The sequence below is a fragment of the Zoogloea sp. genome, assembly GCF_028693495.1.
Taxonomy (GTDB): Bacteria; Pseudomonadota; Gammaproteobacteria; order Burkholderiales; family Rhodocyclaceae; genus Zoogloea.
In genome coordinates, this window is sequence record NZ_JAQUVG010000013.1 from 1 (window position 1) to 25449 (window position 25449).

General features: G+C 62.5%; 27 protein-coding genes. 22 read left to right on the plus strand and 5 right to left on the minus strand.

The window, feature by feature from the left end:
- The 7 genes from flhB to motD all read left to right on the plus strand — a co-directional run.
- The coding region (gene flhB / locus PHD22_RS03850; RefSeq protein WP_299862525.1) for a flagellar biosynthesis protein FlhB at positions 1-1001 on the plus strand (1001 nt) is incomplete at its 5' end.
- A 61-nt stretch (positions 1002-1062) separates the two neighbouring features.
- Positions 1063-3156 (plus strand): flagellar biosynthesis protein FlhA, encoded by a 2094-nt coding sequence (flhA, locus tag PHD22_RS03855; protein ID WP_299862643.1) that lies wholly within the window; start codon positions 1063-1065, stop codon positions 3154-3156.
- Between the two features lie 156 nt (positions 3157-3312).
- Entirely contained in the window at positions 3313-4854 is a 1542-nt protein-coding gene (flhF, locus tag PHD22_RS03860) for a flagellar biosynthesis protein FlhF (protein WP_299862528.1), read from the plus strand.
- A gap of 1 nt (position 4855) precedes the next feature.
- Complete coding sequence (locus tag PHD22_RS03865; RefSeq protein WP_299862531.1) at positions 4856-5632, plus strand: flagellar FleN; 777 nt, start codon at positions 4856-4858, stop codon at positions 5630-5632.
- Between the two features lie 136 nt (positions 5633-5768).
- Complete coding sequence (locus PHD22_RS03870) at positions 5769-6539, plus strand: RNA polymerase sigma factor FliA (protein ID WP_299862534.1); 771 nt, start codon at positions 5769-5771, stop codon at positions 6537-6539.
- A 19-nt stretch (positions 6540-6558) separates the two neighbouring features.
- Entirely contained in the window at positions 6559-7299 is a 741-nt protein-coding gene (locus tag PHD22_RS03875) for a flagellar motor protein (RefSeq protein WP_299862537.1), read from the plus strand.
- Positions 7300-7303: 4 nt separating this feature from the next.
- Positions 7304-8149, plus strand: a complete 846-nt coding sequence (gene motD / locus PHD22_RS03880) for a flagellar motor protein MotD (protein ID WP_299862541.1) — start codon at positions 7304-7306, stop codon at positions 8147-8149.
- Positions 8150-8217: 68 nt separating this feature from the next.
- Here the strand turns inward: motD and PHD22_RS03885 are convergent, their stop codons facing one another.
- The 3 genes from PHD22_RS03885 to flgA all read right to left on the minus strand — a co-directional run bounded on the left by PHD22_RS03885 (position 8218) and on the right by flgA (position 9788).
- Positions 8218-8694: a flagella synthesis protein FlgN gene (locus tag PHD22_RS03885; RefSeq protein ID WP_299862544.1), complete on the minus strand. Its 477-nt coding sequence runs from the start codon at positions 8692-8694 to the stop codon at positions 8218-8220.
- A 1-nt stretch (position 8695) separates the two neighbouring features.
- On the minus strand, positions 8696-9013 hold the full coding sequence (flgM, locus tag PHD22_RS03890) for a flagellar biosynthesis anti-sigma factor FlgM (protein WP_299862547.1): 318 nt from the start codon (positions 9011-9013) through the stop codon (positions 8696-8698).
- Between the two features lie 85 nt (positions 9014-9098).
- A complete protein-coding gene (gene flgA, locus PHD22_RS03895) occupies positions 9099-9788 on the minus strand; it encodes a flagellar basal body P-ring formation chaperone FlgA (RefSeq protein WP_299862549.1) in 690 nt (229 codons plus the stop codon).
- Between the two features lie 368 nt (positions 9789-10156).
- Here flgA and flgB point away from each other — a divergent pair, with 368 nt between their 5' ends.
- The 13 genes from flgB to PHD22_RS03960 all read left to right on the plus strand — a co-directional run bounded on the left by flgB (position 10157) and on the right by PHD22_RS03960 (position 22106).
- A complete protein-coding gene (gene flgB / locus PHD22_RS03900; RefSeq protein WP_299862551.1) occupies positions 10157-10561 on the plus strand; it encodes a flagellar basal body rod protein FlgB in 405 nt (134 codons plus the stop codon).
- Positions 10562-10571: 10 nt separating this feature from the next.
- The gene (gene flgC, locus PHD22_RS03905; protein ID WP_299862554.1) at positions 10572-10991 is read left to right on the plus strand and encodes a flagellar basal body rod protein FlgC; all 420 of its coding nucleotides are present in this window, start codon (positions 10572-10574) and stop codon (positions 10989-10991) included.
- Between the two features lie 16 nt (positions 10992-11007).
- Positions 11008-11682, plus strand: coding sequence for a flagellar hook assembly protein FlgD (locus PHD22_RS03910; protein ID WP_299862556.1), 675 nt, complete (start codon positions 11008-11010; stop codon positions 11680-11682).
- A 12-nt stretch (positions 11683-11694) separates the two neighbouring features.
- The gene (locus PHD22_RS03915) at positions 11695-13374 is read left to right on the plus strand and encodes a flagellar hook protein FlgE (protein WP_299862559.1); all 1680 of its coding nucleotides are present in this window, start codon (positions 11695-11697) and stop codon (positions 13372-13374) included.
- A 140-nt stretch (positions 13375-13514) separates the two neighbouring features.
- Positions 13515-14255, plus strand: a complete 741-nt coding sequence (gene flgF, locus PHD22_RS03920) for a flagellar basal-body rod protein FlgF (RefSeq protein WP_299862562.1) — start codon at positions 13515-13517, stop codon at positions 14253-14255.
- A gap of 133 nt (positions 14256-14388) precedes the next feature.
- Positions 14389-15168, plus strand: a complete 780-nt coding sequence (gene flgG, locus PHD22_RS03925) for a flagellar basal-body rod protein FlgG (RefSeq protein ID WP_299862565.1) — start codon at positions 14389-14391, stop codon at positions 15166-15168.
- A gap of 24 nt (positions 15169-15192) precedes the next feature.
- Entirely contained in the window at positions 15193-15864 is a 672-nt protein-coding gene (locus PHD22_RS03930; protein ID WP_299862567.1) for a flagellar basal body L-ring protein FlgH, read from the plus strand.
- A gap of 62 nt (positions 15865-15926) precedes the next feature.
- Positions 15927-16988, plus strand: a complete 1062-nt coding sequence (locus PHD22_RS03935; protein WP_299862646.1) for a flagellar basal body P-ring protein FlgI — start codon at positions 15927-15929, stop codon at positions 16986-16988.
- A complete protein-coding gene (gene flgJ, locus PHD22_RS03940) occupies positions 16988-17971 on the plus strand; it encodes a flagellar assembly peptidoglycan hydrolase FlgJ (protein ID WP_299862570.1) in 984 nt (327 codons plus the stop codon). The genes PHD22_RS03935 and flgJ overlap by 1 nt, the downstream gene beginning before the upstream one ends.
- Before the next feature lie 77 nt (positions 17972-18048).
- A complete protein-coding gene (gene flgK, locus PHD22_RS03945) occupies positions 18049-20007 on the plus strand; it encodes a flagellar hook-associated protein FlgK (RefSeq protein ID WP_299862573.1) in 1959 nt (652 codons plus the stop codon).
- Positions 20008-20024: 17 nt separating this feature from the next.
- Positions 20025-21212 (plus strand): flagellar hook-associated protein FlgL, encoded by a 1188-nt coding sequence (flgL, locus tag PHD22_RS03950; RefSeq protein ID WP_299862576.1) that lies wholly within the window; start codon positions 20025-20027, stop codon positions 21210-21212.
- A gap of 2 nt (positions 21213-21214) precedes the next feature.
- Positions 21215-21688, plus strand: coding sequence for a hypothetical protein (locus PHD22_RS03955; RefSeq protein ID WP_299862579.1), 474 nt, complete (start codon positions 21215-21217; stop codon positions 21686-21688).
- A gap of 112 nt (positions 21689-21800) precedes the next feature.
- Positions 21801-22106: a PilZ domain-containing protein gene (locus PHD22_RS03960; protein WP_299862582.1), complete on the plus strand. Its 306-nt coding sequence runs from the start codon at positions 21801-21803 to the stop codon at positions 22104-22106.
- Here PHD22_RS03960 and PHD22_RS03965 read toward each other — a convergent pair.
- A complete protein-coding gene (locus tag PHD22_RS03965) occupies positions 22103-23017 on the minus strand; it encodes a LysR family transcriptional regulator (protein WP_299862585.1) in 915 nt (304 codons plus the stop codon). The genes PHD22_RS03960 and PHD22_RS03965 overlap by 4 nt on opposite strands.
- A gap of 103 nt (positions 23018-23120) precedes the next feature.
- On the opposite strand from PHD22_RS03965, the gene PHD22_RS03970 reads away from it, so the two are divergent.
- Both PHD22_RS03970 and PHD22_RS03975 read left to right on the plus strand, forming a co-directional pair.
- On the plus strand, positions 23121-24062 hold the full coding sequence (locus tag PHD22_RS03970; RefSeq protein ID WP_299862588.1) for a sodium-dependent bicarbonate transport family permease: 942 nt from the start codon (positions 23121-23123) through the stop codon (positions 24060-24062).
- Positions 24062-24376, plus strand: a complete 315-nt coding sequence (locus PHD22_RS03975) for a transcriptional regulator (protein WP_299862591.1) — start codon at positions 24062-24064, stop codon at positions 24374-24376. Before PHD22_RS03970 ends, PHD22_RS03975 begins: the two co-directional genes overlap by 1 nt.
- A gap of 3 nt (positions 24377-24379) precedes the next feature.
- Here the strand turns inward: PHD22_RS03975 and PHD22_RS03980 are convergent, their stop codons facing one another.
- Entirely contained in the window at positions 24380-25435 is a 1056-nt protein-coding gene (locus tag PHD22_RS03980; protein WP_299862594.1) for a nitronate monooxygenase family protein, read from the minus strand.
- Positions 25436-25449: the final 14 nt, after the last annotated feature.

Consider the following 25449-nt stretch of genomic DNA (forward strand, 5'->3'; position numbering starts at 1 on the left):
GGCAGCGTCTCCTTGGTGTGATGCGGGAGGCGTTGAGCTTCCCCAGAGACATGGCCTTCGATACCCGGGGCATGGGAGGCGCCTTGCTTGAGTTGCCCATCGACGGCCTGCTGACGGCGGGGCCCCTGATGCTGGTTGTTGTGCTGGCTGCTTTTGCGCCTCCTTTCCTGATGGGGGGGTGGGTGTTTAGCACCAAGAGCCTGCAGTTCAATCCCTCTCGGCTGAACCCTCTGGCCGGGCTGGGGAGGATGTTCTCGACCCATGGCCTGGCCGAGTTGGTCAAGTCTGTTCTCAAGGCTGTGCTGGTGGGCGGTGTAGGGAGTTGGGTGCTCTGGCGGGAGCGCGATCATTTGTTTTCCCTGATGCTCCAGCCTGTTGAAACCAGCATGGACGATTTTGCCAGCCTGCTGCTTTTTTCGTCCCTGCTCATCGTTTTGAGCTTGGCGCTCATCGCCTTGATTGATGTGCCCTACCAGCTCTGGGAGTACTACCGGAAGCTGAAGATGACGAAGGAGGAGGTTCGTCAGGAAATGAAGGAGCAGGAGGGGGATCCCCAGATCAAGGCGCGCATCCGGGCTGCCCAGCGGGAGATGTCCCGCCGGCGCATGATGAGTAATGTGCCTACGGCCGATGTCGTGGTCACCAACCCTACCCATTACGCCGTTGCCCTCAAGTACGATCCCGACAGGGCAGGGGCGCCCATCGTGGTGGCCAAGGGCGTCGAGCTGGTGGCCCAGAACATTCGGGAGCTGGCCAGGGAGCATCAGGTTCCCATTCTCGAAGTCCCGCCATTGGCTCGGGCCCTGTACGCGCACACGGAACTGGAGCAGCCGATTCCCGCCCAACTCTATACGGTGGTTGCCGAAGTGATGGCCTGGGTTTTTCAGCTCAATCACTGGATTTCCGAAGGGGGGCTGCCCCCGGAGCAGCCGACCGGGCTGGCCGTGCCGCCGGGAATGGATCCCGCCGAACCAGACCCCCTGCCACCGCCCTCGAATTAAGTGTTTATTTCCTGTTTCTTTTCGCCTTCCGGACTATTCCTGAAGGCGCATCATGATCGCCATGAACGGTAGTCTGAACCTGCGCGCGCTCGTCTCTGCGAGCAACGCCCGCCAGTTGGCCGGGCCGCTTCTCATCATCCTGATTCTTGCGATGATGGTGCTGCCGCTGCCCGCTTTCGTCCTTGACCTGATGTTTACCTTCAACATCGCAGTCTCGGTGATGGTCATGCTGGTGGCGATGTACACCAAGAAGCCGCTGGATTTTTCGGTGTTCCCCACCGTTCTGCTGGTAACGACCCTGCTGCGCCTCTCCCTGAATGTGGCATCGACCCGTATCGTGCTGCTGAACGGTCACACCGGGCCGGATGCTGCAGGGAAGGTGATTGAGGCCTTCGGACACTTCCTGGTGGGGGGGAATACGGCGGTCGGTATCGTTGTGTTCGTGATCCTGACCGTCATCAACTTCGTGGTGGTCACGAAGGGCGCGGGGCGCATTGCCGAAGTGGGCGCCCGTTTCACGCTGGATGCGATGCCCGGCAAGCAGATGGCCATTGATGCCGATCTGAACGCGGGTCTCATCGACGAGAAGGAGGCCAAGCGCCGGCGTTCCGAAACTTCCCAGGAGGCCGATTTCTACGGAGCCATGGACGGCGCCTCCAAGTTCGTGCGGGGAGATGCGGTTGCAGCCATCCTGATCCTGATCATCAACATGATCGGCGGGCTCTTCGTCGGTGTTCTCCAGCACCAGATGGAGGTGGGACAGGCTGCCCATGTCTACACCTTGCTCACCATCGGTGATGGCCTGGTCGCCCAGCTGCCTGCCCTGATCATCTCCGTTGCGGCGGGTCTGGTGGTGTCCCGGGTTGGCGATGAGGGCGACATGGGCTCACAGGTCATCAGCCAGGTGTTTGCCAACCCCCAGGTCTTGCTGCTCACGGCGGCCATTCTTGGCATCATGGGCCTGATTCCCGGCATGCCCAATTTTGTCTTCCTTTTGCTGGCGTCCGGATTGGGATATCTGGCCTGGCGCGGCGGTCGCCGGCCGTCTGAGCTGGCTGCAGAGGTGGAGGCCCCTGCTGACGTTGCCGTGGCGCCCCAGGTGGAAAGTCAGGACGCAAGCTGGGCTGATGTGACTCCGGTGGATGTGCTGGGTCTGGAGGTGGGGTATCGGCTGATTCCCATGGTGGACAAGGGGCAGGACGGTGAGCTGCTCAAGCGCATCCGTGGCCTGCGCAAGAAATTCGCCCGGGACATCGGTTTTCTGGCTGCCCCGGTGCATATCCGGGATAACCTGGAGCTCAAGCCGAACGCCTACCGGATCGTTCTCAAGGGGGTGGAGATTGGTACGGGGGCTGCCTTTCCGGGGCAGTTCATGGCGATCAATCCCGGACGGGTCAGCGGTCCCCTCAGCGGACGTGAGACCACGGACCCCGCCTTTGGCCTGCCTGCCGTCTGGATCGACGCGACACAGCGGGAGCAGGCGCATGCCCTGGGATATACCGTGGTGGATGCCAGCACCGTCGTGGCCACCCACCTCAACCACCTGATCCTCAGCCATGCCTCCGAGCTGCTCGGGCGCCTCGAAACCCAGGCCTTGCTGGATCACATCGCAAAGGATACGCCCAAGCTGGTGGAGGATCTGGTGCCCAAGCTGCTGCCCTTGTCCTCGGTTCAGCGGGTGCTGCAAAATCTTCTGGACGAAGGGGTAAACATCCGCGACATGCGCACGATCGTCGAGGTGCTCGCTGAGTCTGCGCCGCGCATTCAGGATCCGCTCGAGCTGACCACCCGGGTACGTCAGGCCCTGGGACGAGCCATTGTTCAGGGACTCTTTCCAGGCAGTGGGGAGGTTCAGGTCATGGCCCTTGATCCGGCTCTGGAGCGCATCCTGATGCAGGCCATGGGGGGAGGTGGGCCCGAAGGGGGGGCGATCGAGCCTGGCCTGGCGGATACCTTGTTGAGAGAAACCGCGACCGCAGCCCAGCGCATGGAGGATACCGGTCTCCCTCCGGTCCTGCTGGTCCCGGCCCAGCTCCGCTGGTTGCTGTCCCGCTTCCTGCGGCGTGCCGTCCCGACGCTCAAGGTTGTGGCCAACTCCGAAGTCCCCGAGACCCGTCTGATCCGGGTGGCGGCGATGATCAGCGCTGCGCCCTGATCCGTTGAGCAGGGTCTTCGTTGGGCGGTAGCCGGAATAGCACCCGAAAACCCGTCTTTTCCTGAGCGTCGAAGGTGTCGGATGGCGAGATAATCGAATCTACCAAAGTGCCCGCAGTGGGCCCGTAGAACGCCTTCGTCCGCTGGAGACAGGAGCATGAACGTCAAGCGCTACTTTGCTAAAACCGCCCGAGAGGCCCTTCGCATGTTGAAGGACGACCTTGGGCCGGACGCGGTCGTGCTGTCCAACCGGGCTGCGAATGGCGGCGTCGAGATCCTCGCCTTGCCCTCCGGTGACGTTGCAACCCTGCAGACTGCCCAGCGTGCCCGCACCCAGGCCCAGCAGGCCCAGGCGTCTGCACCTGCCCGGCCGACGGTCGCGACCAGGGAGACCGCTGCGCCGGCTGTCGCGCCTCCTGTCCGACCCAAGACCGCTGCTGATTTCTTTGATGAGGACTTTCAGCTCAGCCTGTCGCGGGCTGCGCTCCAGCGGCAGGCCTCCGGCAGCCCACCCGTACCCCAGAAACCGTTGCCCGCCCGCCCTGCAGACATGCAGCCTTTCAATCCCCCTCGGGCCGAGCTGAATCGCGATGTCTTTCATGCGGCGGCGGCACAGGTTCGTCGCCCTCCTGCGGAGCCCCCTCGTTCGCCCTTGCGCAATGAGGCCCCCGTGGCGGCTCCGTCGGCCCGTCAGCGCCCTGCGGGCGTGGAGGAAGAGGCCCGTATTCGGGCCCTTGAATCGGCAAACTCGCAGATGGCGAGCGAACTGGCATCGATCCGGGAGTTGATCGAGCGTCAACTGGCTGGTTTTGCCTGGGGGGAGATGGGGCGTACCGCACCGGGACGTGCCCGCCTGATTGGAGATCTGCTGGAGGCGGGCTTCTCTGCCGTGCTGGCCCGGGAGCTGGCCGGGCATGTGCCGGAAGATGAGGCGCCCGAGGATGCGCATCGCCTGCTGCATGGGGCTCTGAAGGAACGCTTCCGGACCATGGCCAGCGATGCTGACATCATCGATCGGGGAGGTGTGTTTGCCCTGGTGGGCCCCACCGGGGTCGGCAAGACCACCACCACGGCCAAACTCGCCGCCCGCTGCGTTGTCCGTCACGGTGCCGACAAGCTGGCCCTGATCACGACTGACAGCTACCGGATTGGCGCCCACGAGCAACTCCGCATCTACGGACGGATTCTCGGGGTGCCCGTGTATGTGGTGCGGGACGCGACGGATCTGCGGGAAACCCTCGCCAGCCTTCGTGACAAGCACATGGTCCTGATCGATACGATGGGCATGAGCCAGCGTGACAAGATGGTAGCCGAGCAGGCTGCGATGTTGACTGGAGCAGGCAAGGTATCCCGCCTGCTGTTACTCAACGCCACCAGTCGGGGCGATACCCTGGATGACGTGATCCGTGCCTATTCCGGTGATGGCCTGGCCGGGGTGGTCCTTTCAAAGATGGATGAAGCCATGTCCCTGGCGCCCGTGCTGGACGTGGCGATACGCCACCAGGTGGATGTGTTCTATGTGGCCGATGGCCAGCGGGTCCCGGAAGATCTCCATCTGCCTGATCGGAACGGCCTGATCGATCAGGCCTTGCGTGAGCTTCCTCCGGGCTCTCCCTTTCGTCTCGAGCCCCTTGAGGCAGGGCTTCTGATGGCAGCGTCTGCCAAGCCCACGGCCGCCATGCTGCAGGGAGGGGCTTGAGATGTTGCATGCTGCTGATCAGGCTGCGGGTCTTCGCCGTCTTTTCCGCCGGACGCCTTCTGCGGTCGTCGCCCTGTTTGTCACGGGGCGTGTTCCCCGCAATCTTGCAGTCCAGACGCTTTGCGCCCTGACCGATGGAGCCCGAAGGGTGGTGGTGCTGGATGAGCATGCCCCTGAGCAGGGGTCCCTGCTGTCTGCCTTTGGTTTCCCTGAAGGGGGAGACTTGCTGGGTGCCCTGGAGGGGCAGCTTGATGTGACAGGCATCATGCGCGAAGTGACGGATGGCCTCTGGGTGGTTCCTGCTGCGGCGACGGTGCAGGCAGTGTCCCTCCTGGACGAAGTCCATCACGCGCGTCTGGAGGCGGGGATCTCCGAGCTGCAAAGGCGTTCGGATCTGATGGTGGTGAATGCGGCGGGTGATGTCCGTAATTTGACCCCCTTTGCCCGGGCCGCTGGTCGCCGGCTTCTGGTGGTTGAGGCCAGCGGTGTCGGAGCGCGGGGGGCCTGCCAGTGGATCAAGGGGCTTGCTGCCGCTGGCGCCAGTTCCCTGGAGGTCGTGGTTTCCGGTGCTCGGGACCGGGCCGACGCGACGGCTCTTTTTGCCAGTCTCAGTGACTACACCTCCCGTCACGTGGGTTTGCCTCTGGCCTGGCGGGGCGAGGTGGAGCGGGATGCGATTGCCGAAGCGATCGCAGAGCCTCTCGGAGAGCGTCACCCGGGAGAGGGAGCCAATGCTTTCATCCGACGTCTGCGTGCCTGGTCGGCGCAGGCGGCCTGAGGAGGATTGCCGCGGCAGGACTTGCTGCCTGTGTTAAATTTTGTCCTGCCGGCCTCGGCAATCCCCGGTGTGGTCCGTTTATTGTCCGTGATGCCGGGTTCAGTCCGGAACCCTGACCAGAAAGTCTGCCATAAAGATGTACACTGCTTCCGGCACCCTCGACAAAGAGCAACTTGTTGTCCAGTACGCGCCTCTGGTCAAGCGTATCGCCTATCACTTGATGGCCAAGCTGCCGGCCAGTGTCCAGGTGGAAGACATCATCCAGAATGGCATGATGGGTCTGCTGGATGCCATCAACCGTTACGAAGAAGGGCTGGGGGCGCAGTTTGAAACCTATGCGGTACAGCGGATCCGCGGCTCCATGCTTGACGGACTGCGGGAAAATGACTGGTTGCCCCGTAGCCTGAGGCGAGACATGCGGCGCATTGAAGCTGCAGTAAATCAGCTCGAGCAGCTCAACGGCCGTCATCCCACCGAAAAGGAACTTGCCGACGCCCTTGGCCTGCCGCTGGCCGATTATCAGCACATGCTCCAGGAAGCCAGGGGGTATCAGCTGGTCTACTTCGAGGATTTTTCCGGCGAAGGGGAAGAGGATTACCTGGAGCGCCACATTACCCTGGAGGGGAATGATCCGCTGACTCTTCTGCTGGAGGGCAGCATGCGTGATGTGCTGGTCAAGTCCATTGACGACCTGCCCGACAGGGAAAAGACTGTAATGGGCCTTTACTACGAACAGGACATGAACCTGCGGGAAATCGGTGAGGTGCTGGGCGTCTCCGAGTCCCGGGTGTGTCAGCTCCACAGTCAGGCGATTGCCCGTCTGCGTTCCCGCATTTCCGGAGCGATACAGACTGCGCCAAAGGTCAAGGGCGAGAGGCGCGGGCGGCGTCCTGCCGCCGCTTCCTGATTCTGCTCCCGGATTCCTCATGGATAGCATCAGTCTTGTTGGCATCACCCTGGCCATTGCGGCCATTCTGGTCGGACAGATTCTCGAAGGGGGACATGTCTCCTCCCTGCTGCAACCAACAGCCTTCATGATCGTCATCGGAGGGACCCTCGGTGCCGTGATGCTGCAAAGCTCCATGAAGGTTTTCCGGCTCGGGATGCAGATGTTTCGCTGGGTATTCGTTCCCCCGGTACTGGATCATCAGGCCTTGATCGACCAGGTCGTTCAGTGGAGCCATGTGGCCCGCAAGGAGGGGTTGCTGTCCCTGGAGAATCAGATTCCTTCAATTGAAGATCCCTTCATCCGGAAGGGCTTGCAGTTGTTGGTGGATGGGGTCGAGCCAGAGCGCCTGAGGGAAGTGCTTGAGGTCGAGATTGATACCTGGGAGAGCCAGATGAAGCAGGGCGCGAGGGTTTGGGAGGCGGCGGGCGGTTATGCGCCGACCATCGGTATCCTGGGTGCGGTCATGGGGCTGATCCACGTCATGGAGAACTTGTCCGATCCTTCCAAGCTCGGGGCGGGTATTGCCGTAGCCTTTGTCGCCACCATTTACGGGGTGGGCTTCGCCAACCTGATTTTCCTGCCGGTCGCCAAGAAGCTGCTGGCGGTGATTGGGTCCCTTGTCTCCATGCGGGAGATGCTGCTCGATGGCCTTGTGGGCATTGCCAATGGTGACAATCCCCGGATCATTGAAGGCCGCCTGCAGGGTTACGCGAGTTAGCTGCATGGCCCGGCGGAGCAGGAGAGGTGTGGAGGAGTACGAAAACCACGAACGCTGGATGGTCTCCTATGCGGATTTCATCACTTTGCTGTTCGCGTTTTTTGTCGTGATGTATTCCCTCTCCTCAGTCAACGAAGGCAAATACCGGATTTTGTCCGACTCGGTAGTGAATGCGTTTCGTAACGTGGCGGATCAAGGCGACACCCCCCGCCTGATCTCCAGTCCCATTCCCACCATCCGGCCCGCCACTCCGCCGCTCAACGAGACAGAAGAGGCCAGGAGCTCCCGCGCTGAGCGAGTTCGCAACATGGCAGAGGAAATTCGCAAGGTGCTGGCCCCTCTCGTCGCCGATGGTCAGGTCCAGGTAACGGAGGGGGCGTTCGGGATCACGGTCGAGATCAACGCCAGTGTCCTCTTCGCGCCGGGCGAGGCCCAGCTGGGGGTGGATGCGGTGCGGGCGTTGCAGGCGGTCGCCAGTGTGCTGGCGGGGGCCGAGTTTCCGATCACCGTGGAAGGTCACACCGACACGATTCCCATTGCCACCCCGATGTTTCCGTCCAACTGGGAATTGTCGGCTGTGCGTGCTTCCAGCGTTGTCAGGTTGTTTGTCGAGGGAGGGGTTCTCCCAGCCCGGCTTACCGCCGCCGGTTATGCGGACCAGAGGCCCTTGTCCGACAATCTCACGCCGGAGGGGCGGGCCCGCAACCGCCGGGTGACCCTGCTGATCGAGTCGCGGAGTGTGGATGCAGCGCCCTCCCGGACAGTGAAGGCCTCAGGTTTGACGGAGTCCATCCTGCCCGCGGATGCAGTACCTCCAGTGCCTGTGGGGTCAGGACAGAGTCGCCCCTGACGGGTCGGGCACGCAGCAGGACCGGGCGGGGGCGCTTCGGGAAAGGGTGGCCGCCCCTGTGCGCAGGGTCAGGCCGAGCCGAGGTGGCGACTGCCCGCGGTGGGGCGGGTCTGGCCATCCTGACCATAGATCTGTGGGTGCTCTGCGGCAGCGAGCAGGGTACTGAGGGCTTGCTGATTGTTTTGCAGACGTTCGGTGATCAGCTGACCATTCACCCGGTTGCGCTCCTTGGCGGTACTGGCCAGGGTCATCACGTCGTTCCACAGGGGCAGGGTGTCGGGGGCGTGAGCGAGTACAAGCCGAACGTTCTCGTCGGTGACCTTGGCGCCCTCCCGGGCAAACATCACCACCCGCTCGTCCGCCAGGCGCTGGAGATGACGGTATAGACCGGTTTTTTCTTCGGCCAGTACGGTCAACGTATCTACCTGCCCCGTGATCAGAAGCTGCTCTTCCCGTTCGAGCAGTGCGATGAACCCCTGAAGACCGGTGCACTCGTCGCGGATCAGCCGGGCAAGTCGGTTGACGAAAGCCTGGTCGACAGCCATGTCAAGCCTGTCCGGTCTGGGCGTCGAGCATCTGCCGAACGCTCTGGATCAGGCCATCGGCAACCTTCTCGGTGTCTACCCGGAAGCGGCCTTCGGTGATGGCCTGCTTGATTTCATTGACCCTGGCGCTGTCCACGACCGGGGTGCCGGCGATGGTTTCCTCCATCTGTTGCAGGCTTGTGGACAGGGAAGAAATCTGAACCTTCCCGTTGTCCCCGCCCTGGGCGGCATCCGTGCGGCCCGCCTTGTCGCTGGCGCGGGTTCGGGTGTCGCTGGTCGGCAGCCCTGCAGTAGCTTTCAGTGAGTTGTCGATTTTCACGGCATAACCCTTTCTTTCGGAAGTCGATGGAGTCTACGACGTGAAGGCGTCAAACTTTAGGCATTTCAGGGTCTTGGCCGAGTGCTCACGGCATCCGCACTTCCACGTGGCCACCATTACGGGCGATGCCTGTGAGGACCTGCCCGTTGGCCAGGCGTACCCGGGCCGTCTGGCCGTCACTTGCGGTGGTGAGGGCCATCCCGTCGTTGGCAACCTGGAAGCCTGGCCCTCGGGTAAGCACCTTGACCGCCTGTCCCTGGATGACTGCGGGCGGGAGGCGCAGATGGCTTGCGGCGAGGGGCCGTCCCCCGGGCAGGCTGACCCGGGCGGCATGACCGACGACCTGGCCCGGATCCGTCAGGATGTCGCCGGCCTGGGATGTCAGCTCCCCCTGTTCCAGGCGCACATCGCCGGGGCCGAGGACGTGACCTGCCGTCAGGGCATGGGTTGTGACCAGATAGTTGCCGCGGACCTTTACTTCGGCGGGAACCCAGACTGACCAGGTGGCAGGTGCCAGGCAGCGTACCCCCACCGTGACCCGGCCCCAGGCCCGGGCGCCAGGTGCAAAAAAGGCTTCCAACTGGACGCAGGGGATCAGGGCATTGGCCGGGCTGAATTCGCCAACCTGAATGCTGGCTTCTCCTGGCAGGCTCCGGGCCTGAATTTCCAGGAAGCGTGCCACCTCGGCCTTGATGGGCAGGGGGTCCTGACGGGCAAGGGCGTGCCCCGGGCTGATTTGCAGTGTCACAAGCAGCAGGAGGGCGAAAGCTTTCATCGTAAGGGGGCGGAAGGCAGAGGATGGCTTCATTGAATCATGGCAGGCGTGCCCAGGTTGTGTGGAAGAAGTGGACATTCGTGAGTCAGTTCGTTCATCGCAATGGAAGTGCAGTTGCCGGCAATCCTTGCCGGTTTGCCGGCAAGGGTGTGTGTGAGGTGAGGTGAAGGGGTTGCGGTCCGGTGTCGGGATGTCCGAAATAGCCTGCCCAATCGCAGGTTGTTCGACCGATCGGAAGTGGCGGTCTGGCCTTAGCATCAGAAATGCTGCAATGTGGCATGGAAGATGCAAAGGAAAGCTGGAGCCGTCGAAGGCTGCCCAGATGGGTTTTACGGTGCGCTCGGAGTGCAACTTTAGAGGTAAGCCAAATGGTCAACAAACTTGACGACATGCTGCGCTTTCAGCAGACCGCCCTGAACGCCCGGGCCTATCGCCAGCAGGTCATCGCCTCCAACATCGCCAACGCCGATACGCCCAACTTCAAGGCCCGCGACCTGGATTTTCAGGCTGCCCTCAAGCAGGCACTCCAGGGGAAGTCCGATGGGCTCCAGTTGAACACCACCTCTGCCCGTCATCTGGCCAGCAGTGCCGGCAGTCCGATGGCAAACAACCTCAAGTTCCGTCAGGAAGAGCAGGGCGCTGTGGACGGCAACACCGTGAACATGGACGTGGAGCGCAGCGCCTTTGCGGAAAATGCCATCCACTATCAGGCCAGCGTGACCTTCATCAATGGGCTGATCAGCGGCATGCAGCGCGCGATGCAGAGCCAGTAAGGAGGCGGTCATGAGTCTGTTGAACGTTTTTCACGTGGCGGGCAGCGCCCTTCACGCCCAGTCCCTCCGTCTCAACACCACGGCCAGCAATCTGGCCAACGCGGATAGCGTGACGTCCAGCAATGGCCAGCCCTACCGGGCCAAGCAGGTGGTGTTTGCAGCGACGCCGATGGGTGGAGCCCAGGCCGGACAGGCTTCCCAGGGGGTGCGGGTGACCCAGGTGGTGGAGAGCGCGGCACCCCTCCGGCTGGTTTACGATCCCAAGAGCCCGGCCGCCAATGCCGAGGGTTACGTATCGATGCCCAACGTCAACGTGGTTGAGGAGATGACCAACATGATCTCTGCCTCCCGGGCTTATCAGACCAATGCAGACGTCATGGGTACGGCCAAGACCCTTATGGAAAAAACCCTGACCATTGGTCAGGGCTGATTGAGGTAACCCGATCATGAGTACCGTCAGCTCCACGTCCTCGAACTCCGACATCCTTGCTGCCTTGCAGAAATCCAGGTCCGACTCGTCTGCCAGCAAGACCGATGAGGCTCAGGCCCGCTTTTTCAAGTTGCTGACGGAGCAGCTCAAGAACCAGGACCCCCTCAACCCGACCGACAATGCCCAGATGACTTCCCAGCTGGCCCAGATCAGCACGGTGGATGGCATCGAGAAGCTCAACAGCACGCTCACTACCTTGCTGCAGAACAGTCAGTCGAGCGAGGCGCTGCAGGCTGCAGCGCTGGTCGGCAAGGGCGTGATGGTCGAGGGCAAGAGCCTGAGCCTGTCTTCGGGCAAGGCGTATGGGGGGTTCGAGCTGGGTAGTGCTGCCGACAAGGTTGCAGTCACCATCAAGGATGCGAATGGCCTGGCCATCCGCAAGCTCGAGCTCGGGGATTACGATGCAGGTGTCTTCAATTTTGTCTGGGATGGCAAGAATGATGCTGGAGTGCAGGCTGTGGACGGCGCCTACAGCGTCAGCGTCAGTGCGACCAGGGGAGGGGAGGCACTGGAGTCGAAAGCCCTGACCCTGACCACGGTGAATAGCGTGCTGCGTAACGGCAGCGGGATTACCCTTGATGTGGGCACCGGCAACCTCGCCAAACTGTCCGACATCAAGCAGATTTTGTAAGCGGAGGAAAAAATGGCATTCCAGCAAGGTTTGAGTGGTCTTTCCATCGCCTCCAAGGCCCTCGACGCAATCAGTAATAACGTATCCAACGCCAACACGGTGGGCTACAAGCAGGCTTCCGCCCAGTTTTCGGACGTCTTCGCTTCGTCGCTTGCCGGGAGCCGTACCCAGGTGGGTATTGGTGCCACGGTTGCCCAGATGGCTCAGCAGTTCAATCAGGGTAACGTCACCACGACCAGTAACGCGCTGGATCTGGCGATCAATGGTGAAGGTTTCTTCCGGATGAGCGATCCGGGGGGGACGATTACCTATTCGCGGAACGGCCAGTTCCAGACCGATAAGGAAGGGTACATCGTTAATGCCCAGGGCTTGCGCCTGACCGGCAAGATTGCCGATGCGAATGGTGCCTACACTGGGGCGACGGGAGCGATCAAACTCAATTTGAGCGATGCCAAGCCCCAGGCGACCAGCAAGTCCGGCTATAACGTCAACCTGGATTCCCGCTCTGCCACGCCCACGGGATTGACGGCAGGCTCCGGCAAGAGTGCAGCGATTGCATCGCTCACGGGCGCGACGCCGTCCTTTACCCTGGCCGCCACGGACAAGCTGAAATTCCAGCTTGATGGTGAGACTGGTACCACGGAGCTGGCGCTGCCCGCAGGGACCTACAATGATGTGGGGTCCCTGGCCGCGGCCATCCAGAGCGCCATCGATCAGAGCTCCCTGAAGGGGCGGATCAAGGTGGCAGGCGACAGCACGCCGGCTCTGATCTTCTCATCCGCCCGCACAGGAAGGCTTTCAGAGATTGCTGTGACGGCGGCGACGTCTCCAGGTGCGACGACCCCCGCAGCTTTGTTGCCTACAGGTACGCCGGTGCTGGGCAGTAATGATGCGTTTAACATTAATGACCCAAGCACCTACACCAGCTCCACATCGCAGACGGTGTATGACTCGCTGGGCAATCCGCATGTCCAGACCCTGTATTTCGTCAAGACCGCCCTGGCCAATACCTGGGATGTCTATAGCAGTCTGGATGGCTTGCCGCCTCAGATCAACGAGGATGCCAAGGCGCTTGACCCGGCTACCACTGAAAATCGCTGGATGTCGATCACCTTCGACACCAATGGGGTCTTCCAGGGCAGCGCCCTCTATCAGGAGCTGCCTTCGGCGCCGGGTACGATGGGGTATGTCCCAAGTCCCAGCACCAAGGTGAATGTGGCCTATGACATCACGACGGGTGCTACCACCCAGCTGCAGTTCGAGGTGGATCTGCTGGGGACGACCCAGTTTGGCAACAGCTATGGGATCAATCAGCTGAGCCAGGATGGTTTCACTACCGGCAAGCTGTCGGGGCTGAGTGTCAGTGCGGACGGTACCGTTGAGGGCAATTTCAGCAATGGCCAGTCCCGGACGATGGGGCAGGTTTACCTGGTCGGGTTCGAAAATCCCAATGGCCTGCGCTCCCTTGGGGCCAACCAGTGGGCATCCACCAGCGATTCCGGCCCCGAGAAGCCCAACGCTCCCGGAACGGGGGTGCTGGGTGTGATCCAGTCGGCCGCGGTGGAAGAGTCCAACGTGGACCTGACCGCTGAACTGGTGAACATGATCACCCAGCAGCGTTCCTACCAGGCGAACGCTCAGTCCATCAAGACCCAGGATCAGATCCTGCAAACCCTGGTTAACCTGCGTTAAGTTTTGATGTCAATTCAGGCAAAGGCGGCCCAAGGGCCGCCTTTGCCGTGTACCGCAGGCGTGTTTTTTGCATCCGCTTGCTCACAGGCGCACGGAGTGCGCTTGCCTCTTTCTGCCAGCCATCTACCCGGGGTTTTGCCATGGACCGTTTGATCTACACCGCGATGACCGGAGCTTCTGCCACGATGGGGCAGGAAGCTTCCGTAGCTCATAATCTGGCCAATGCCACCAGTACCGGCTTCAAGGCAGAGCTCCACCGCTTGCGTGCTGTTCCAGTTCAGAATGCGCCCATGCCCAGCCGGGCTTTTGTGGTGGACGCCAGTGTGTCGAACGACTTTGCGTCCGGACCGCTGCAGCACACCAACCGACCTCTGGACATGGCCATTCATGGCGCAGGCTGGTTTGCCGTGCAGATGCCCGATGGCTCCGAAGCCTACACCCGCAACGGCAGTTTCGAAGTCAGCCCCAACGGCATTCTGCAGACCCGCACCGGCTTGCCCGTGCTGGGAGGAGGAGGACCGATCACTGTTCCGCCGGATGTGGAGGTCGTCGTAGGCGCTGACGGGACCATTTCCACCGTGCCCCGTACGGGCGCCCGCAACACCACCAACGCGGTGGATCAGCTCAAGCTGGTCAACCCCCCCGAGCAGGATCTGACCCGGGGTGCAGACGGATATTTTCGGCTTGCCGGCGGCAACGCGGCGCCGGCAGATCCTGCCGTTCGGGTGGCCTCCGGCTATCTGGAAGGCAGCAATGTGAACGTGGTCGAGCAGATGGTGAGCATGATTTCCCTGGCCCGTCAGTACGAATTGCAGACCCGGATGTTGTCCACTGCTCAGGAAATGGACCGCGCAGCCGGGCAACTGGTGGCCAAGGCCTGACCTCCGCTCAAAGGGAATTGACGGGTTTTTCACGATCTCCTTCAGAGCTGGAACGGCTCTTGCTCGGTTAGGATGAATTCCGCCCTTCCATGGTTGCCCCAGGCGGCCTGACCCTGACACCGGGAGTTGCCCCATGATCCGCTCGCTCTGGATTGCCCGTACCGGCCTAGATGCCCAGCAGACCCAGCTGGACGTCATTTCCAACAACCTCGCCAACGTCTCCACCAACGGTTTCAAGCGTGCCAGAGGTGTCTTCGAGGATCTGCTGTACCAGAACCTGCGCCAGCCGGGTGCCCAGTCCACCCAGCAGACCACCATTCCGTCCGGCCTGCAGATCGGCACCGGTGTGCGCCCGGTGGCCACCGAGCGCATCCACACCCAGGGCAACCTGGCACAGACCGGCAATGCGCTGGATGTGGCGATCCAGGGGGAGGGCTTCTTCCAGATCCTGATGCCGGATGGTTCCACGGCCTATACCCGGGACGGTGCCTTCCAGAAGGATGCCAATGGCCAGATGGTCAACAGCAACGGCTATCCGGTTCAGCCGGCCATCACGATCCCGGCCAACGCCCAGTCGGTCACCATCGGCAAGGATGGGGTGGTGAGCGTGACCCTGCCGGATCAGACCACCTCCCAGATTGGCAATCTCCAGATCACCGGCTTCGTGAACCCGGGAGGATTGCAGAGCATCGGCGAAAATCTTTATCTGGAGACGGCGGCCAGCGGAACGCCCAATCCGAATACGCCGGGGACCAATGGTGTCGGCGTGCTCAACCAGACGTACGTTGAAACTTCCAACGTCAATGTGGCCGAAGAGCTGGTCCTGATGATTCAGACCCAGCGGGCCTACGAGATCAACTCCCGGGTGGTGTCCACCTCCGATGCGATGCTCGGCAAGCTGTCGTCCCTCTGAGCCAGGCAGAGCCGAAGAGCGATCATGAAAACCTCATTCCTCGTTGCGCCGCTGTTGCTTCTGCTTGGTGGGTGTGCCGCACTCCAGGGGACACCTCCTACCGCCGTGCATCAGCCCATGAGCGTCCGTCCGGAAGTGCGCGGCGCGCAGGCGTCCCAGCCTGGGGCCATCTTTCAGGCAAACTTTTCCCGCCCCCTCTTCGAGGATCGGCGGGCGCGTTTTGTCGGCGACGTGATCACCGTCAATCTGGTCGAGCAGACTCAGGCCAGCAAGTCCTCTTCGTCCAGCGCCGAACGCAATGCCAGCCTGAACGCCAGCATTTCGACTCTGGCCACCGTACCCCTGGCCGGTCTCGCCGGGCTTGGGGCCGAGGCCAGTGATGCCAACAAGTTTGAGGGCAAGGGCGGCGCTGCAGCCAACAACCTGTTCCGGGGTACGATCACGACCACCGTGATCGAGGTCTTGCCCAACGGCAACCTTCTGGTCTCCGGCGAGAAGCAGGTGGCGATCAATCAGGGTAATGAGTTCATCCGCTTTTCCGGCGTGGTCAACCCGGTCTATGTGACCAAGGCTAACACCGTGGAGTCCATTCAGGTGGCGGATGCCCGGGTGGAATACAGAGCCAATGGTTATGCCGACGAGGCGCAGACCATGGGCTGGATGCAGCGCTTCTTTCTGAGCGTGCTGCCCTTCTGATGAGGCTTGCGATGCAATCCGTCACACGTTTGCTGGCTGGGCTGGGTATCGCTCTGGCCCTGATGGTTGGTGGTCCGGCGAATGCCGAGCGCCTGAAGGATCTGGCCTCCATTGCCGGTGTCCGCAACAACCAGCTGATTGGCTATGGTCTTGTTGTGGGTCTGGATGGCTCCGGCGACCAGACCACCCAGACCCCGTTTACCGTCCAGAGCATCATCAACATGCTGGGGAATCTGGGCATCACCATGCCCCCAGGCCAGACGCTCCAGCTCAAGAACGTCGCGGCAGTGATGGTGACGGCCAATCTGCCCCCCTTTGCCCGTCCTGGCCAGCAGATCGATGTCACCGTCTCTTCGATGGGCAATGCCCGCTCCCTGAAAGGAGGCACCCTGGTGATGACGCCGTTGAAAGGGGCCGATGGCCAGATCTACGCGATGGCCCAGGGTAGCCTGGCGGTCAGTGGTGCCGGGGGCGCGGCCCCCAGTGGCGGCAAGATTACGGTGAACCATCTGGCGGCGGGCCGGATCCCCGGTGGCGCCACTGTCGAGCGGGCTGTCCAGACGGATGTAGGTCAGGGGAGTGTGGTTCATGTGGAGCTGAACGATGCGGATTTCGGCACGGCCCAGAATGCCGTGGACGCAATCAATCGCCTGGTTCCCGGCAGTGCAGTGGCCCTGGACGGACGGCGAATCCAGGTGATGGCGCCCCAGGATCCTGGGCAGCGGGTGGCGTTCCTCGGCCGCCTCGAGAGTCTGGATGTCACGCCAGCCATCCAGGCCGCCAAGGTCATCGTGAATTCGCGCACCGGCTCCGTGGTGATGAACCAGAAGGTTGCGTTGCAGAACTGTGCCGTGGCCCATGGCAGCCTGACGGTCACGGTGACCAACGAGCAGCAGGTGAGTCAGCCCAATCCTCTCGGGCAGGGACAGACTGCAGTGACCAACAAGGGCGGGGTCGACATTCAGCAGGATGGGGGAACACTGTTCAACATCAAGGGGGGCACCAACCTTGCTGATGTGGTGAAGGCCCTCAATGCAGTGGGCGCCAATCCCCTGGACCTGATTGCCATCCTGCAGGCCATGAAGGCCAGCGGTGCCCTCCGGGCAGAACTGGAGGTGATCTGATGGCTGCCAGTGACCTCACTCAAATCAATGCCCTCGACCCGAACAGCCTGTCTGGGCTGCGGCGGCTTTCCCGGGACCGATCGCCGGAAGCCACCAAGGAAGCGGCCAAGCAATTTGAGGCCCTGCTGCTCCAGCAGGTCCTCAAGTCGATGCGGGACGCGACACCCAAGGGCGGCATGTTCGACAATGAGCAGACCAAGATGTACCAGTCCATGCTCGACCAGCAGCTTTCCCTGCAGTTGGCAACCCGCAGCGGCGGCCTGGGGTTGGCCAGGGTGATCGAACGGCAGCTGGGGGGGGACAAGAAGGGGCTGGAGTCCGGGGTTGGGGAGCTCCCTGAGCTCCCGGCAAAGGGAGGCGGGCTGGATGTGCCTTCCCTTGGGGCAGGTCTGTCTCCCCCGGCCCGACCGGCAACGATCAGGAGTGCGGCAATCGGGCCGGCAGAATCTGCCGGATCCGTGCCGGCCGGCGTGCTGTCGAGCTTGCCGGCGGGCAGTGCTCCGCGGGCTTTCGTCGAGAAGGTCTGGCCCCAGGCCGTCGAGGCCAGCAAGACGACCGGTATCCCCGCCCGCTTTCTGGTTGCTCAGGCCGCCCTGGAAACCGGGTGGGGCAAGCATGAGTTGAAGCATGCGGATGGCAGCGGCAGCCACAATCTCTTCAACATCAAGGCGGGGCGGAGCTGGGCTGGCAACACCGTGGAGACAGCGACCACGGAATACCTTAATGGGGTCAAGACCCGCGAGAATGCGCAATTCCGGGCCTATGGATCCTATGCGGAGTCCTTTCGGGATTATGCCCGGCTGATCCGCAACAATCCCCGCTATGCCGCCCTGGTGGGGGAGGGAGATGCCGCGGCATTCGCCCGGGGGTTGCAGGCTGCGGGGTATGCCACGGATCCTCAGTACGCAGACAAACTTACCCGCATCATCAACGGTAATACCCTGCGCCTGGCCTTGGCCGGGGATGCGCCCAGCCGGGGGTGATCCCGACGCCAGTGGACAAAGCTGGCAAACTTCTTGCGTTGTGATCTACAGAAATATCTGGATCAAGGACGCGGATCATGAGCAGCCTCTTCAACATCGGTCTCACAGGCCTCAATGTCGCCCAGGCAGGGTTGAGCGTGACCAGCCACAATATCTCCAATGCGGGGACCGCTGGGTATAGCCGTCAAAGCACCGTACAGAGCACCAACCCTGCTCTTTTCACCGGGGCGGGCTTCTTTGGCGAAGGGGCCAAGGTGGATACGGTCAAACGGGCCTACGACCGCTTCCTGAGCAACCAGGTGTTGTCCGCCGAGACGAAATACGCCGAATACGACACCTACAGCACCGAGATCAACCAGATCGACAACATGCTGTCCGATCCCAGCGTCGGTTTGAGTCCGGCCCTGGCCGGGTTCTTCGAGGGGGTTCAGGAGGTGGCGGCAAATCCGTCCAGCATCCCTGCCCGCCAGGCCCTGCTGTCCTCGGCAGAGAGCATGGTGGCACGCTTCCAGAATCTTTCCCTCCGCATGAATGATGTGCGTGCAGGTATTGAAGGCCAGATCCAGGAAACGGTCAGCGAGATCAGTACCTTTGCCAAGGGAATCGCCACCCTCAACAACAACATCACGGTGGCCCAGCAGGCAGGGCAATCCCAGCCAGCCAACGATCTTCTGGACAAGCGCGATGAGCTCGTCAAGGGACTCAACCAGCTGGTCCGGGTATCCACTACCATGGCCAGCGATGGCTCCATGTCGGTCTTCATCGGCACAGGGCAGCCCCTGGTGGTAGGCTCCGTTGCCACGGATCTGGAGGCTCGTCCTTCCCTGGAAGATCCGCGTCGCAACTCCGTGAACATCATTGCCCAGAGTGGTGCCGGCATCATCATCCCGGAAGCCCTGCTGGGGGGGGGCAAGCTGGGCGGACTTCTGGACATGCGTGCCAAGTCGCTGGATGTGGCCCAGAACCAGATGGGTCTCATTGCCGTGGGCCTGACCGCCGCGTTCAATGATCAGCACCGACTGGGGATCGATCTCAACAATAAAATCGGCACCGAATTCTTCACGCCTGCCACGGTCACAGTGCAGCCCTTCAGGAACACCACGACTGCGGTGCCCAAGGTGGAGTACGATGAAATTTCGAAGCTGACCGCGGACGACTACCGGCTTACCTTTACGGACAACGCAGGTGCCTATACCCTGACCCGGATCTCTGACGGGGTGTCGGTCAGTGCTTCCGCCGTCGGGCTCAAGGTGACCCCCGAGCCTGCGGGTAGCAACAAGGCAGGGGACAGCTTCCTGATCCAGCCGACCCGCGATGCTGCCGCCAACGTCGGCGTGTCGATCACCGACACGCGCATGGTTGCTGCTGCGGCACCGGTGGCCAGCGGGGCGATCAGCGCCAACCGGGGCACGGCCAGCATCACTGCGCCGGTGGTGTCTTCCACCACCGATCTTGCCAGTTTTGGTACCCCTGCAGCTCCGATGAAGCTGACCTATACGGCAGGAACCAATACCTTCGCCGGTTTTCCTGCCGGGCTTCCCATCACTTACACGCCGCTCAACGGTACTGCAGTCACGGTGGCGGCAGGCAGTGCGATCCCCTACACCAGTGGCATGAGCGTGTCCCTTGGAGGGGTCAGCTTCAGCATCGCGGGGGCGCCTCAGGATCAGGATTCCTTCACGGTCAATCAGAGCGTGGGAGGGGTTTCGGACAGCCGGAACGCCGTCCTGCTGGGCAACCTCCAGACGTCCAAGCTGATGATCTCGGCGGCCGGCCAGCCTTCGGCCACCTTCCAGTCGGTGTATTCGCAGCTGGTCAGCAATATCGGCAACAAGGCACGGGAGGTGGAGGTTAACCGGGATGCCCAGGAGAGTCTGGTGGCGCAGGCGACCCAGGCCCAGCAGTCCGTGGCTGGGGTCAATCTGGATGAGGAAGCTGCCAACCTGATCCGCTACCAGCAGTCCTACCAGGCGTCGAGCAAGGTGATGAGCATTGCTTCCAAGCTGTTCGACGAAGTCCTGGCCCTTGGCCGCTAACTTAAAGGAGCCTCATCATGCGCGTCACCTCCAGCATGATCTTCGATACCGGCCTGCAGCAAATGCAGAAGCAGAACAAGCAGCTGCTTGACACGTACACGCAGGTGGCCACAGGGCGGCGTGTGCTCCAGCCCTCCGATGATCCCGTCGCCGCAGCACGCGCGCTGGAAATCGGGCAGTCCAGGAGTGTCAATGAGTTGCACGTTGCCAATCAAGGCTACGCCAATGATGCCCTCAAGCTGGTGGACAGCAAGCTCGGTGCAGCGAACGATATCGTGACCTACGTGAGGACAAGGGCTGTTGAAGCGGGTAACGGGGGCTATTCTGCACAGGACCGGAAATATATTGCAGAAGATATTAGCCAGCAATTTGCCGCACTGCAGGAAATCGCCAACAGTCGTGATGGAACCGGAGATTACCTGTTCGGTGGTTATAACAGCAATGTTCAGCCTTTTCAGGGTGGGGTGCTCGACGGGGTGACTTACAAGGGTGATCAGGGCGTGCGGACCCTGCAGATCTCGGCAACGCGCAACTTGCCGGTCACGAACTCTGGTGATGTCATCTTCAATACCATTCGCGCGCCAGCGGGTTCCCCGTTTGCGTTGTCCGACCCCCAGAATTCGGGAAATGCCCTGTTTTCGGGTGCCGATCTTGCAGCTTACAACGGCCACTCTTACCAGATTGCTTATCAGGCCAGCCCCCTTCCGGCGGTTTTCAATGTGACGGACCAGGTAACGGGCACCACCACACCTGTGACGCCAAGCCTGGGGCCGAACGGCGAAACCCTGGTGGCATTTGACGGCATCAGTCTCAACCTTGAGGGCTCCCTCGGCGACGGGGACCGCTACACCCTGAGTCCGGTTGGGCGTGCTTTTGATCTGATGGGCAATTTCATCCAGGGCCTTGAATCCGGCAATCATCGTGTCAGCAACTTTCAATCGGGACAGACGCTCGCAGGGATGGATGGCGTTCAGGACAGCATCAACCAGACTCGGGCGGGGGTTGGATCCCGTCTTCAGGAGGTTGCAACGCAACAGGATATTTCCGGCAGCCTCGACATCAATTATGCAGAAGCGCTTTCGCGTCTCCAGGACGTGGATTATGCAGAAGCAATCAGCAGCCTGACCCAGCAGCAAACCTTCCTGCAGGCAGCCCAGCAGAGCTTCCTGCGGGTGTCCAACCTGTCGCTCTTCAACTATCTCTGAGCATGGGCAAGTCGACGCTGCGCATGCTGGCAGCCTGTGCCCTGTGTGGGGCGCTGAGCGGCTGCGGTCTTACGGCCCGGGAGTGGGGCGGCGGTGTCGCCGGGGTGCTGGTGGCGTCCGATGCAGGTTATTTGAAGGCACCGTTTGTCGGGGCGGCCTACCTCTTTTACACGGTACTGGACCCGGCTGCGCCCAACTGGGGCATTGAGGAGGCCCGTCAGGGAGAAGACCGGTACGCTCTGGTCCTGACCATGAAGGCCATCCATTCCGGCGGTGACGGTGAGGCGCGCCAGGTTTTTGGCCGACGGGCAGCCCAGTTGGGCAGGCAGGAGGGTTTCGAGGGATACGACATCCTCTCCTATCAGGAAGGCGTGGAGAGTACCCGTCCGGTGGCGCGCAAGGTCGCCTATGGAGAGGTCCGTCTGCGTCGTGCCGCAGTGGTGCCGACGGCGCCGGTGGCGGACTCCCCACGCTGAACTGTTTTTTTCGTGTCTTTTCGGGCTGTTGCCTGCCTGCAGGTGCTCCGGAGTCTTGCGGCTTTGAGCCGACTTTCGTAAGGTGCGCGCTTCGAGTGCAGGAATGGATCAGATGGGTCGCATGACCGAACGCCGCCGGGACCGCCGGATTCCGCTGGGCTGCAAGGTGGGCCTCAAGTTCAGGGGCCATGCTGCGCCTGTGGTGGGTGACTGTATCGAGCTGAGTGTGAGCGGCATGACAATTCATTCCCGTCATGTGCCCCAGATGGATGAAGTCTTCGAGGTGGCTGTCTTGCCGCCCGAGCATGGTGGCCCGTTTCAGCCTCTGCATGCCCGGGTCCGGGTGCGTCGTTGCCACAACCTGGGGCCGTCCGGATTGTACGAAATGGGTGTGGAGATCATCGAGATCATCCGTTAGGCTGGCCCTTGTCCGGTGGTTTGCCGGGTCATCGCCAGTTCTTCCAGAAAGGCAAGGGCCGGTACCGACAGCGCCTTGTTTTTCAGGTACACCACTTTCCAGGGCCGGTTCAGGGGGAAGCCCTCCACGCTCAGCTCGGTGAGTCCCTCTGTTGCCAGCCGTTCGCCCACCACGTGGCGAGAGACCACCGTCAGTCCCATCCCCGTGCCGGCCAGTTCCAGGAGTGCTTCGTTGCTGGCCAGGGCCAGGCGGACCTTCAGGCTGACGCCGAGCTCCCGCGCGAATTCGTCGATCGCCCGTCGTCCTCCCGAGCCGGCTTCCCGCAGCAGAAAGGGCTCCTCCGCCAGTGCCGCCAGGGTCAGTCGTTTATTGACCGCCCAGTGATCCTTCGGCGCGAGCACCACGAGTTCGTTGTCAAGAAAGGGGTGGACGACGATGTCGGCGTCCTCGGGGGGGTAGGACATTACATACAGATCGTCCTCGTTGTTGCGCAGACGCTCGACGATACGGTCCCGGTTGGCGATCTGCAGCTCGATGCTGATCTCGGGGTAGCGTCGGCAGAAGGCACCCAGCATGCGTGGCACGAAATATTTGGCAGTGGTGACCATGGCGACCCGGAGCTTGCCGCGCCGCAGGCCCTTGAGGGCATCAATCGAGGACTCGAACCGGTTCCAGACATCGTCCAGTGCCCGCACGGTGCCGAGGAGCGCTTCGCCTGCTGCCGTGAGATGCAGCTCCCGTCCCGATGTATCGAACAGCGCCATGCCCACGTTACCGGAGAGTTGCCGCATCTGGATGGAGACCGCTGGCTGGGTGAGATGAAGCGCCTCCGCAGCCCGGGTGAAGCTGCCAAGGCGGGCGACCGTCGAGAAGGTTTCCAGTTGACGGAGGGTGATTTGGCGGCGGGGCATGTATAAGTTTTAAATTATCAATACAAAGAAAAGCTTTAATTGGATTTTATGTCAAGCGGGGCTCATCCTTGCAAGCGTTTTGTTGCGCTGCGGTGAGTCTTCCATGCCTTTTGAACCTGTCATCCTGTTTTTTGCCCTCGGCCTGCTGGCCGGCATCGTCCGCTCCGACCTCAAGATTCCCGGTGTCGTCTATGAGGCCCTGAGCATCTTCCTGCTGCTTGCCATCGGCCTGAAGGGCGGGGTCGAGCTTTCCCGGCATCCGGTGGCAACCCTCGTGCTGCCGGCTCTGGTGGTGGTGGGCGTGGCCATGCTGATTCCCCTGGTTGCCTTTCCGGTCCTGCACCGGCTGGGTCGTTTCCCCCGGGCCGACGCGGCTTCCATCGCGGCCCACTATGGTTCGGTCAGCGTGGTGACCTTTGCCGTGGCGAGCAGCTACCTGCTGAGCCGTGGCGATGCTGCCGAAGGTTACATGGTGGTGTTCCTGGCCCTGCTGGAGCTGCCTGCCATCGTGCTGGGGGTGGCGCTGGCCCGCAAGGGGGCCACGGACACCCGTTGGGGGCCCTTGCTGCATGAGGTGCTGGCGGGCAAGAGCATCGTGCTGCTGGCCGGTGGCCTGCTGATTGGCTGGCTGGCGGGTGTTGATGGCATCCGGCCGCTGGACAAGGTCTTTTTCGACTTGTTCAAGGGCATGCTGGCCTTCTTCCTGCTGGAGATGGGGCTGGTGGCGGCGAGCCGCCTCGGGGACCTGCGCCGGGCAGGGGCCTTCCTGCTGGGCTTTGCCATGCTGATGCCCCTGTCGGGAGGGTTGCTGGGGGTAGTGACCGGCTGCCTGCTCGGTTTCTCGGTGGGAGGTGTGATGCTCCTCGGCACCTTGTATGCCAGCGCGTCCTACATCGCAGCGCCGGCAGCGATGCGGATCGCCGTGCCGGAGGCCAATCCGGCCCTGTCCATCGGCGCTGCCCTCGGCATCACCTTCCCCTTCAACCTGCTGGTGGGCATACCGGTCTACCATTGGCTGGCCACTCAACTGCATGGAGTTCTCTGATGAACCTGCCCCTGACCCTGCGCAAACTCGTCACCGTGATCTGTGAGGCCGATCTGGAGGCCCACCTGGTGGCGGATCTGACCCAGCTGGGCGTACGCGGCTACACCATTACCGATGCCCGCGGCTCGGGTGCCCATGGCCCCCGGGATGCAGCCTGGCGGGCATCCGCCAACATCCGGGTGGAGCTGCTCTGCGATGAGGCCATGGCGCAGCAGGTGGCGGAGACCCTGCACGAGCGCTACTACGCCCACTACGGGATGGTCATGTTCATCACCGATGCCGCGGTGCTGCGCCCCCAGAAATTCAGCCGCTGAGCCTCAGTGCCGCGGGAGGCCCCCGGCCAGCTGTCGGGTGAGGGTCTCGGCAGCAATGTTCTGGCACCCCTGGGCGTTCTGGCCGCACCAGAGGGGCGTGAAGTCCGTGCTGCCCCTGGCTTCGGCGGCCGTACGCAGGGGCGTGACCGCTGCCGTGGCGAGGGGAAAGGCCGGCGGCTCGGCGCCCATCGGGCCCAGCTCCCGCATCAGCCGGTTGACGATGCCGCGGGCCGGCCGGCCGGTGAATAGATGGGTCAGGGCGGTATGGGCGGCCTCCGGGCCCTGCAGCGCGGCCCGGTGCAGGGGGCTGGTGGTGGCCTCCGGGCACAGCAGGTAGGCCGTGCCCACCTGAACGCCGGCGGCCCCCAGGGCCAGAGCGGCCGCCACACCGGCTGCGTCGGCAATGCCCCCGGCCGCGACCACTGGCACATTGACTGCCTGTACGACCTGCGGCACCAGCGCCAGGCTGCCCAGCTGGGTGCTGAGGTCCGTCTCGAGGAACATGCCCCGATGGCCGCCGGCTTCAAGCCCCTGGGCGATGATCACGTCGGCGCCGTGGGCTTCGAGCCAGCGCGCTTCTGCCACGGAGGTGGCGGAGGCCAGCACCCGCGCACCCCAGCCCTTGACCCGTGTCAGCAGCGCCGGCGCCGGCAGTCCGAAGTGGAAGCTCACCACGGGTGGTCGCCAGGCTTCGATCAGGTCAGCCAGGGCGGCACTGAAGGGTGCCCGTCCCGGACCGGCGGGAATGCCTGCCGGGTCGATGTCGTACTCGGCGTAGTACGGGGCCAGCCGGGCGCGCCAGTGGGTTTCCCGGGCAGGGGCGGGGGCTGGCGGGACATGGCAGAAGAAATTGAGGTTCCAGGGGCGGGTGGTCTCCGCTGCGAGTGTCTCCAGTTCGGCCCGCAGCATTTCCGGTGTCAGCATGGCGCAGGGAAGGGCTCCCAGGCCACCGGCGCGGCAGACGGCCAGGGCCAGGGCGCTGCCCTGCACGCCCGCCATGGGCGCCTGGAGGATCGGAAGCTCGATGCCGAGCAGGGCGGTGAGGCGGGTGTCCTTCATGGGCGTGTTCCGGA

Coding starts and splice junctions, on each gene's coding strand:
- flgL (WP_299862576.1), top strand. CDS start 20,025: ATGCGCGTCACCTCCAGCATGATCTTCGATACCGGCCTGCAGCAAATG.
- PHD22_RS03935 (WP_299862646.1), top strand. CDS start 15,927: ATGGTTGGTGGTCCGGCGAATGCCGAGCGCCTGAAGGATCTGGCCTCC.
- PHD22_RS03870 (WP_299862534.1), top strand. CDS start 5,769: ATGTACACTGCTTCCGGCACCCTCGACAAAGAGCAACTTGTTGTCCAG.
- flgA (WP_299862549.1), bottom strand. CDS start 9,788: ATGAAAGCTTTCGCCCTCCTGCTGCTTGTGACACTGCAAATCAGCCCG.
- PHD22_RS03865 (WP_299862531.1), top strand. CDS start 4,856: ATGTTGCATGCTGCTGATCAGGCTGCGGGTCTTCGCCGTCTTTTCCGC.
- PHD22_RS03980 (WP_299862594.1), bottom strand. CDS start 25,435: ATGAAGGACACCCGCCTCACCGCCCTGCTCGGCATCGAGCTTCCGATC.
- PHD22_RS03965 (WP_299862585.1), bottom strand. CDS start 23,017: ATGCCCCGCCGCCAAATCACCCTCCGTCAACTGGAAACCTTCTCGACG.
- PHD22_RS03875 (WP_299862537.1), top strand. CDS start 6,559: ATGGATAGCATCAGTCTTGTTGGCATCACCCTGGCCATTGCGGCCATT.
- flhF (WP_299862528.1), top strand. CDS start 3,313: ATGAACGTCAAGCGCTACTTTGCTAAAACCGCCCGAGAGGCCCTTCGC.
- flhA (WP_299862643.1), top strand. CDS start 1,063: ATGAACGGTAGTCTGAACCTGCGCGCGCTCGTCTCTGCGAGCAACGCC.
- flgB (WP_299862551.1), top strand. CDS start 10,157: ATGGTCAACAAACTTGACGACATGCTGCGCTTTCAGCAGACCGCCCTG.
- PHD22_RS03970 (WP_299862588.1), top strand. CDS start 23,121: ATGCCTTTTGAACCTGTCATCCTGTTTTTTGCCCTCGGCCTGCTGGCC.
- motD (WP_299862541.1), top strand. CDS start 7,304: ATGGCCCGGCGGAGCAGGAGAGGTGTGGAGGAGTACGAAAACCACGAA.
- flgF (WP_299862562.1), top strand. CDS start 13,515: ATGGACCGTTTGATCTACACCGCGATGACCGGAGCTTCTGCCACGATG.
- flgG (WP_299862565.1), top strand. CDS start 14,389: ATGATCCGCTCGCTCTGGATTGCCCGTACCGGCCTAGATGCCCAGCAG.
- flgC (WP_299862554.1), top strand. CDS start 10,572: ATGAGTCTGTTGAACGTTTTTCACGTGGCGGGCAGCGCCCTTCACGCC.
- PHD22_RS03910 (WP_299862556.1), top strand. CDS start 11,008: ATGAGTACCGTCAGCTCCACGTCCTCGAACTCCGACATCCTTGCTGCC.
- PHD22_RS03975 (WP_299862591.1), top strand. CDS start 24,062: ATGAACCTGCCCCTGACCCTGCGCAAACTCGTCACCGTGATCTGTGAG.
- PHD22_RS03960 (WP_299862582.1), top strand. CDS start 21,801: ATGGGTCGCATGACCGAACGCCGCCGGGACCGCCGGATTCCGCTGGGC.
- PHD22_RS03930 (WP_299862567.1), top strand. CDS start 15,193: ATGAAAACCTCATTCCTCGTTGCGCCGCTGTTGCTTCTGCTTGGTGGG.
- PHD22_RS03955 (WP_299862579.1), top strand. CDS start 21,215: ATGGGCAAGTCGACGCTGCGCATGCTGGCAGCCTGTGCCCTGTGTGGG.
- PHD22_RS03885 (WP_299862544.1), bottom strand. CDS start 8,694: ATGGCTGTCGACCAGGCTTTCGTCAACCGACTTGCCCGGCTGATCCGC.
- flgJ (WP_299862570.1), top strand. CDS start 16,988: ATGGCTGCCAGTGACCTCACTCAAATCAATGCCCTCGACCCGAACAGC.
- flgK (WP_299862573.1), top strand. CDS start 18,049: ATGAGCAGCCTCTTCAACATCGGTCTCACAGGCCTCAATGTCGCCCAG.
- PHD22_RS03915 (WP_299862559.1), top strand. CDS start 11,695: ATGGCATTCCAGCAAGGTTTGAGTGGTCTTTCCATCGCCTCCAAGGCC.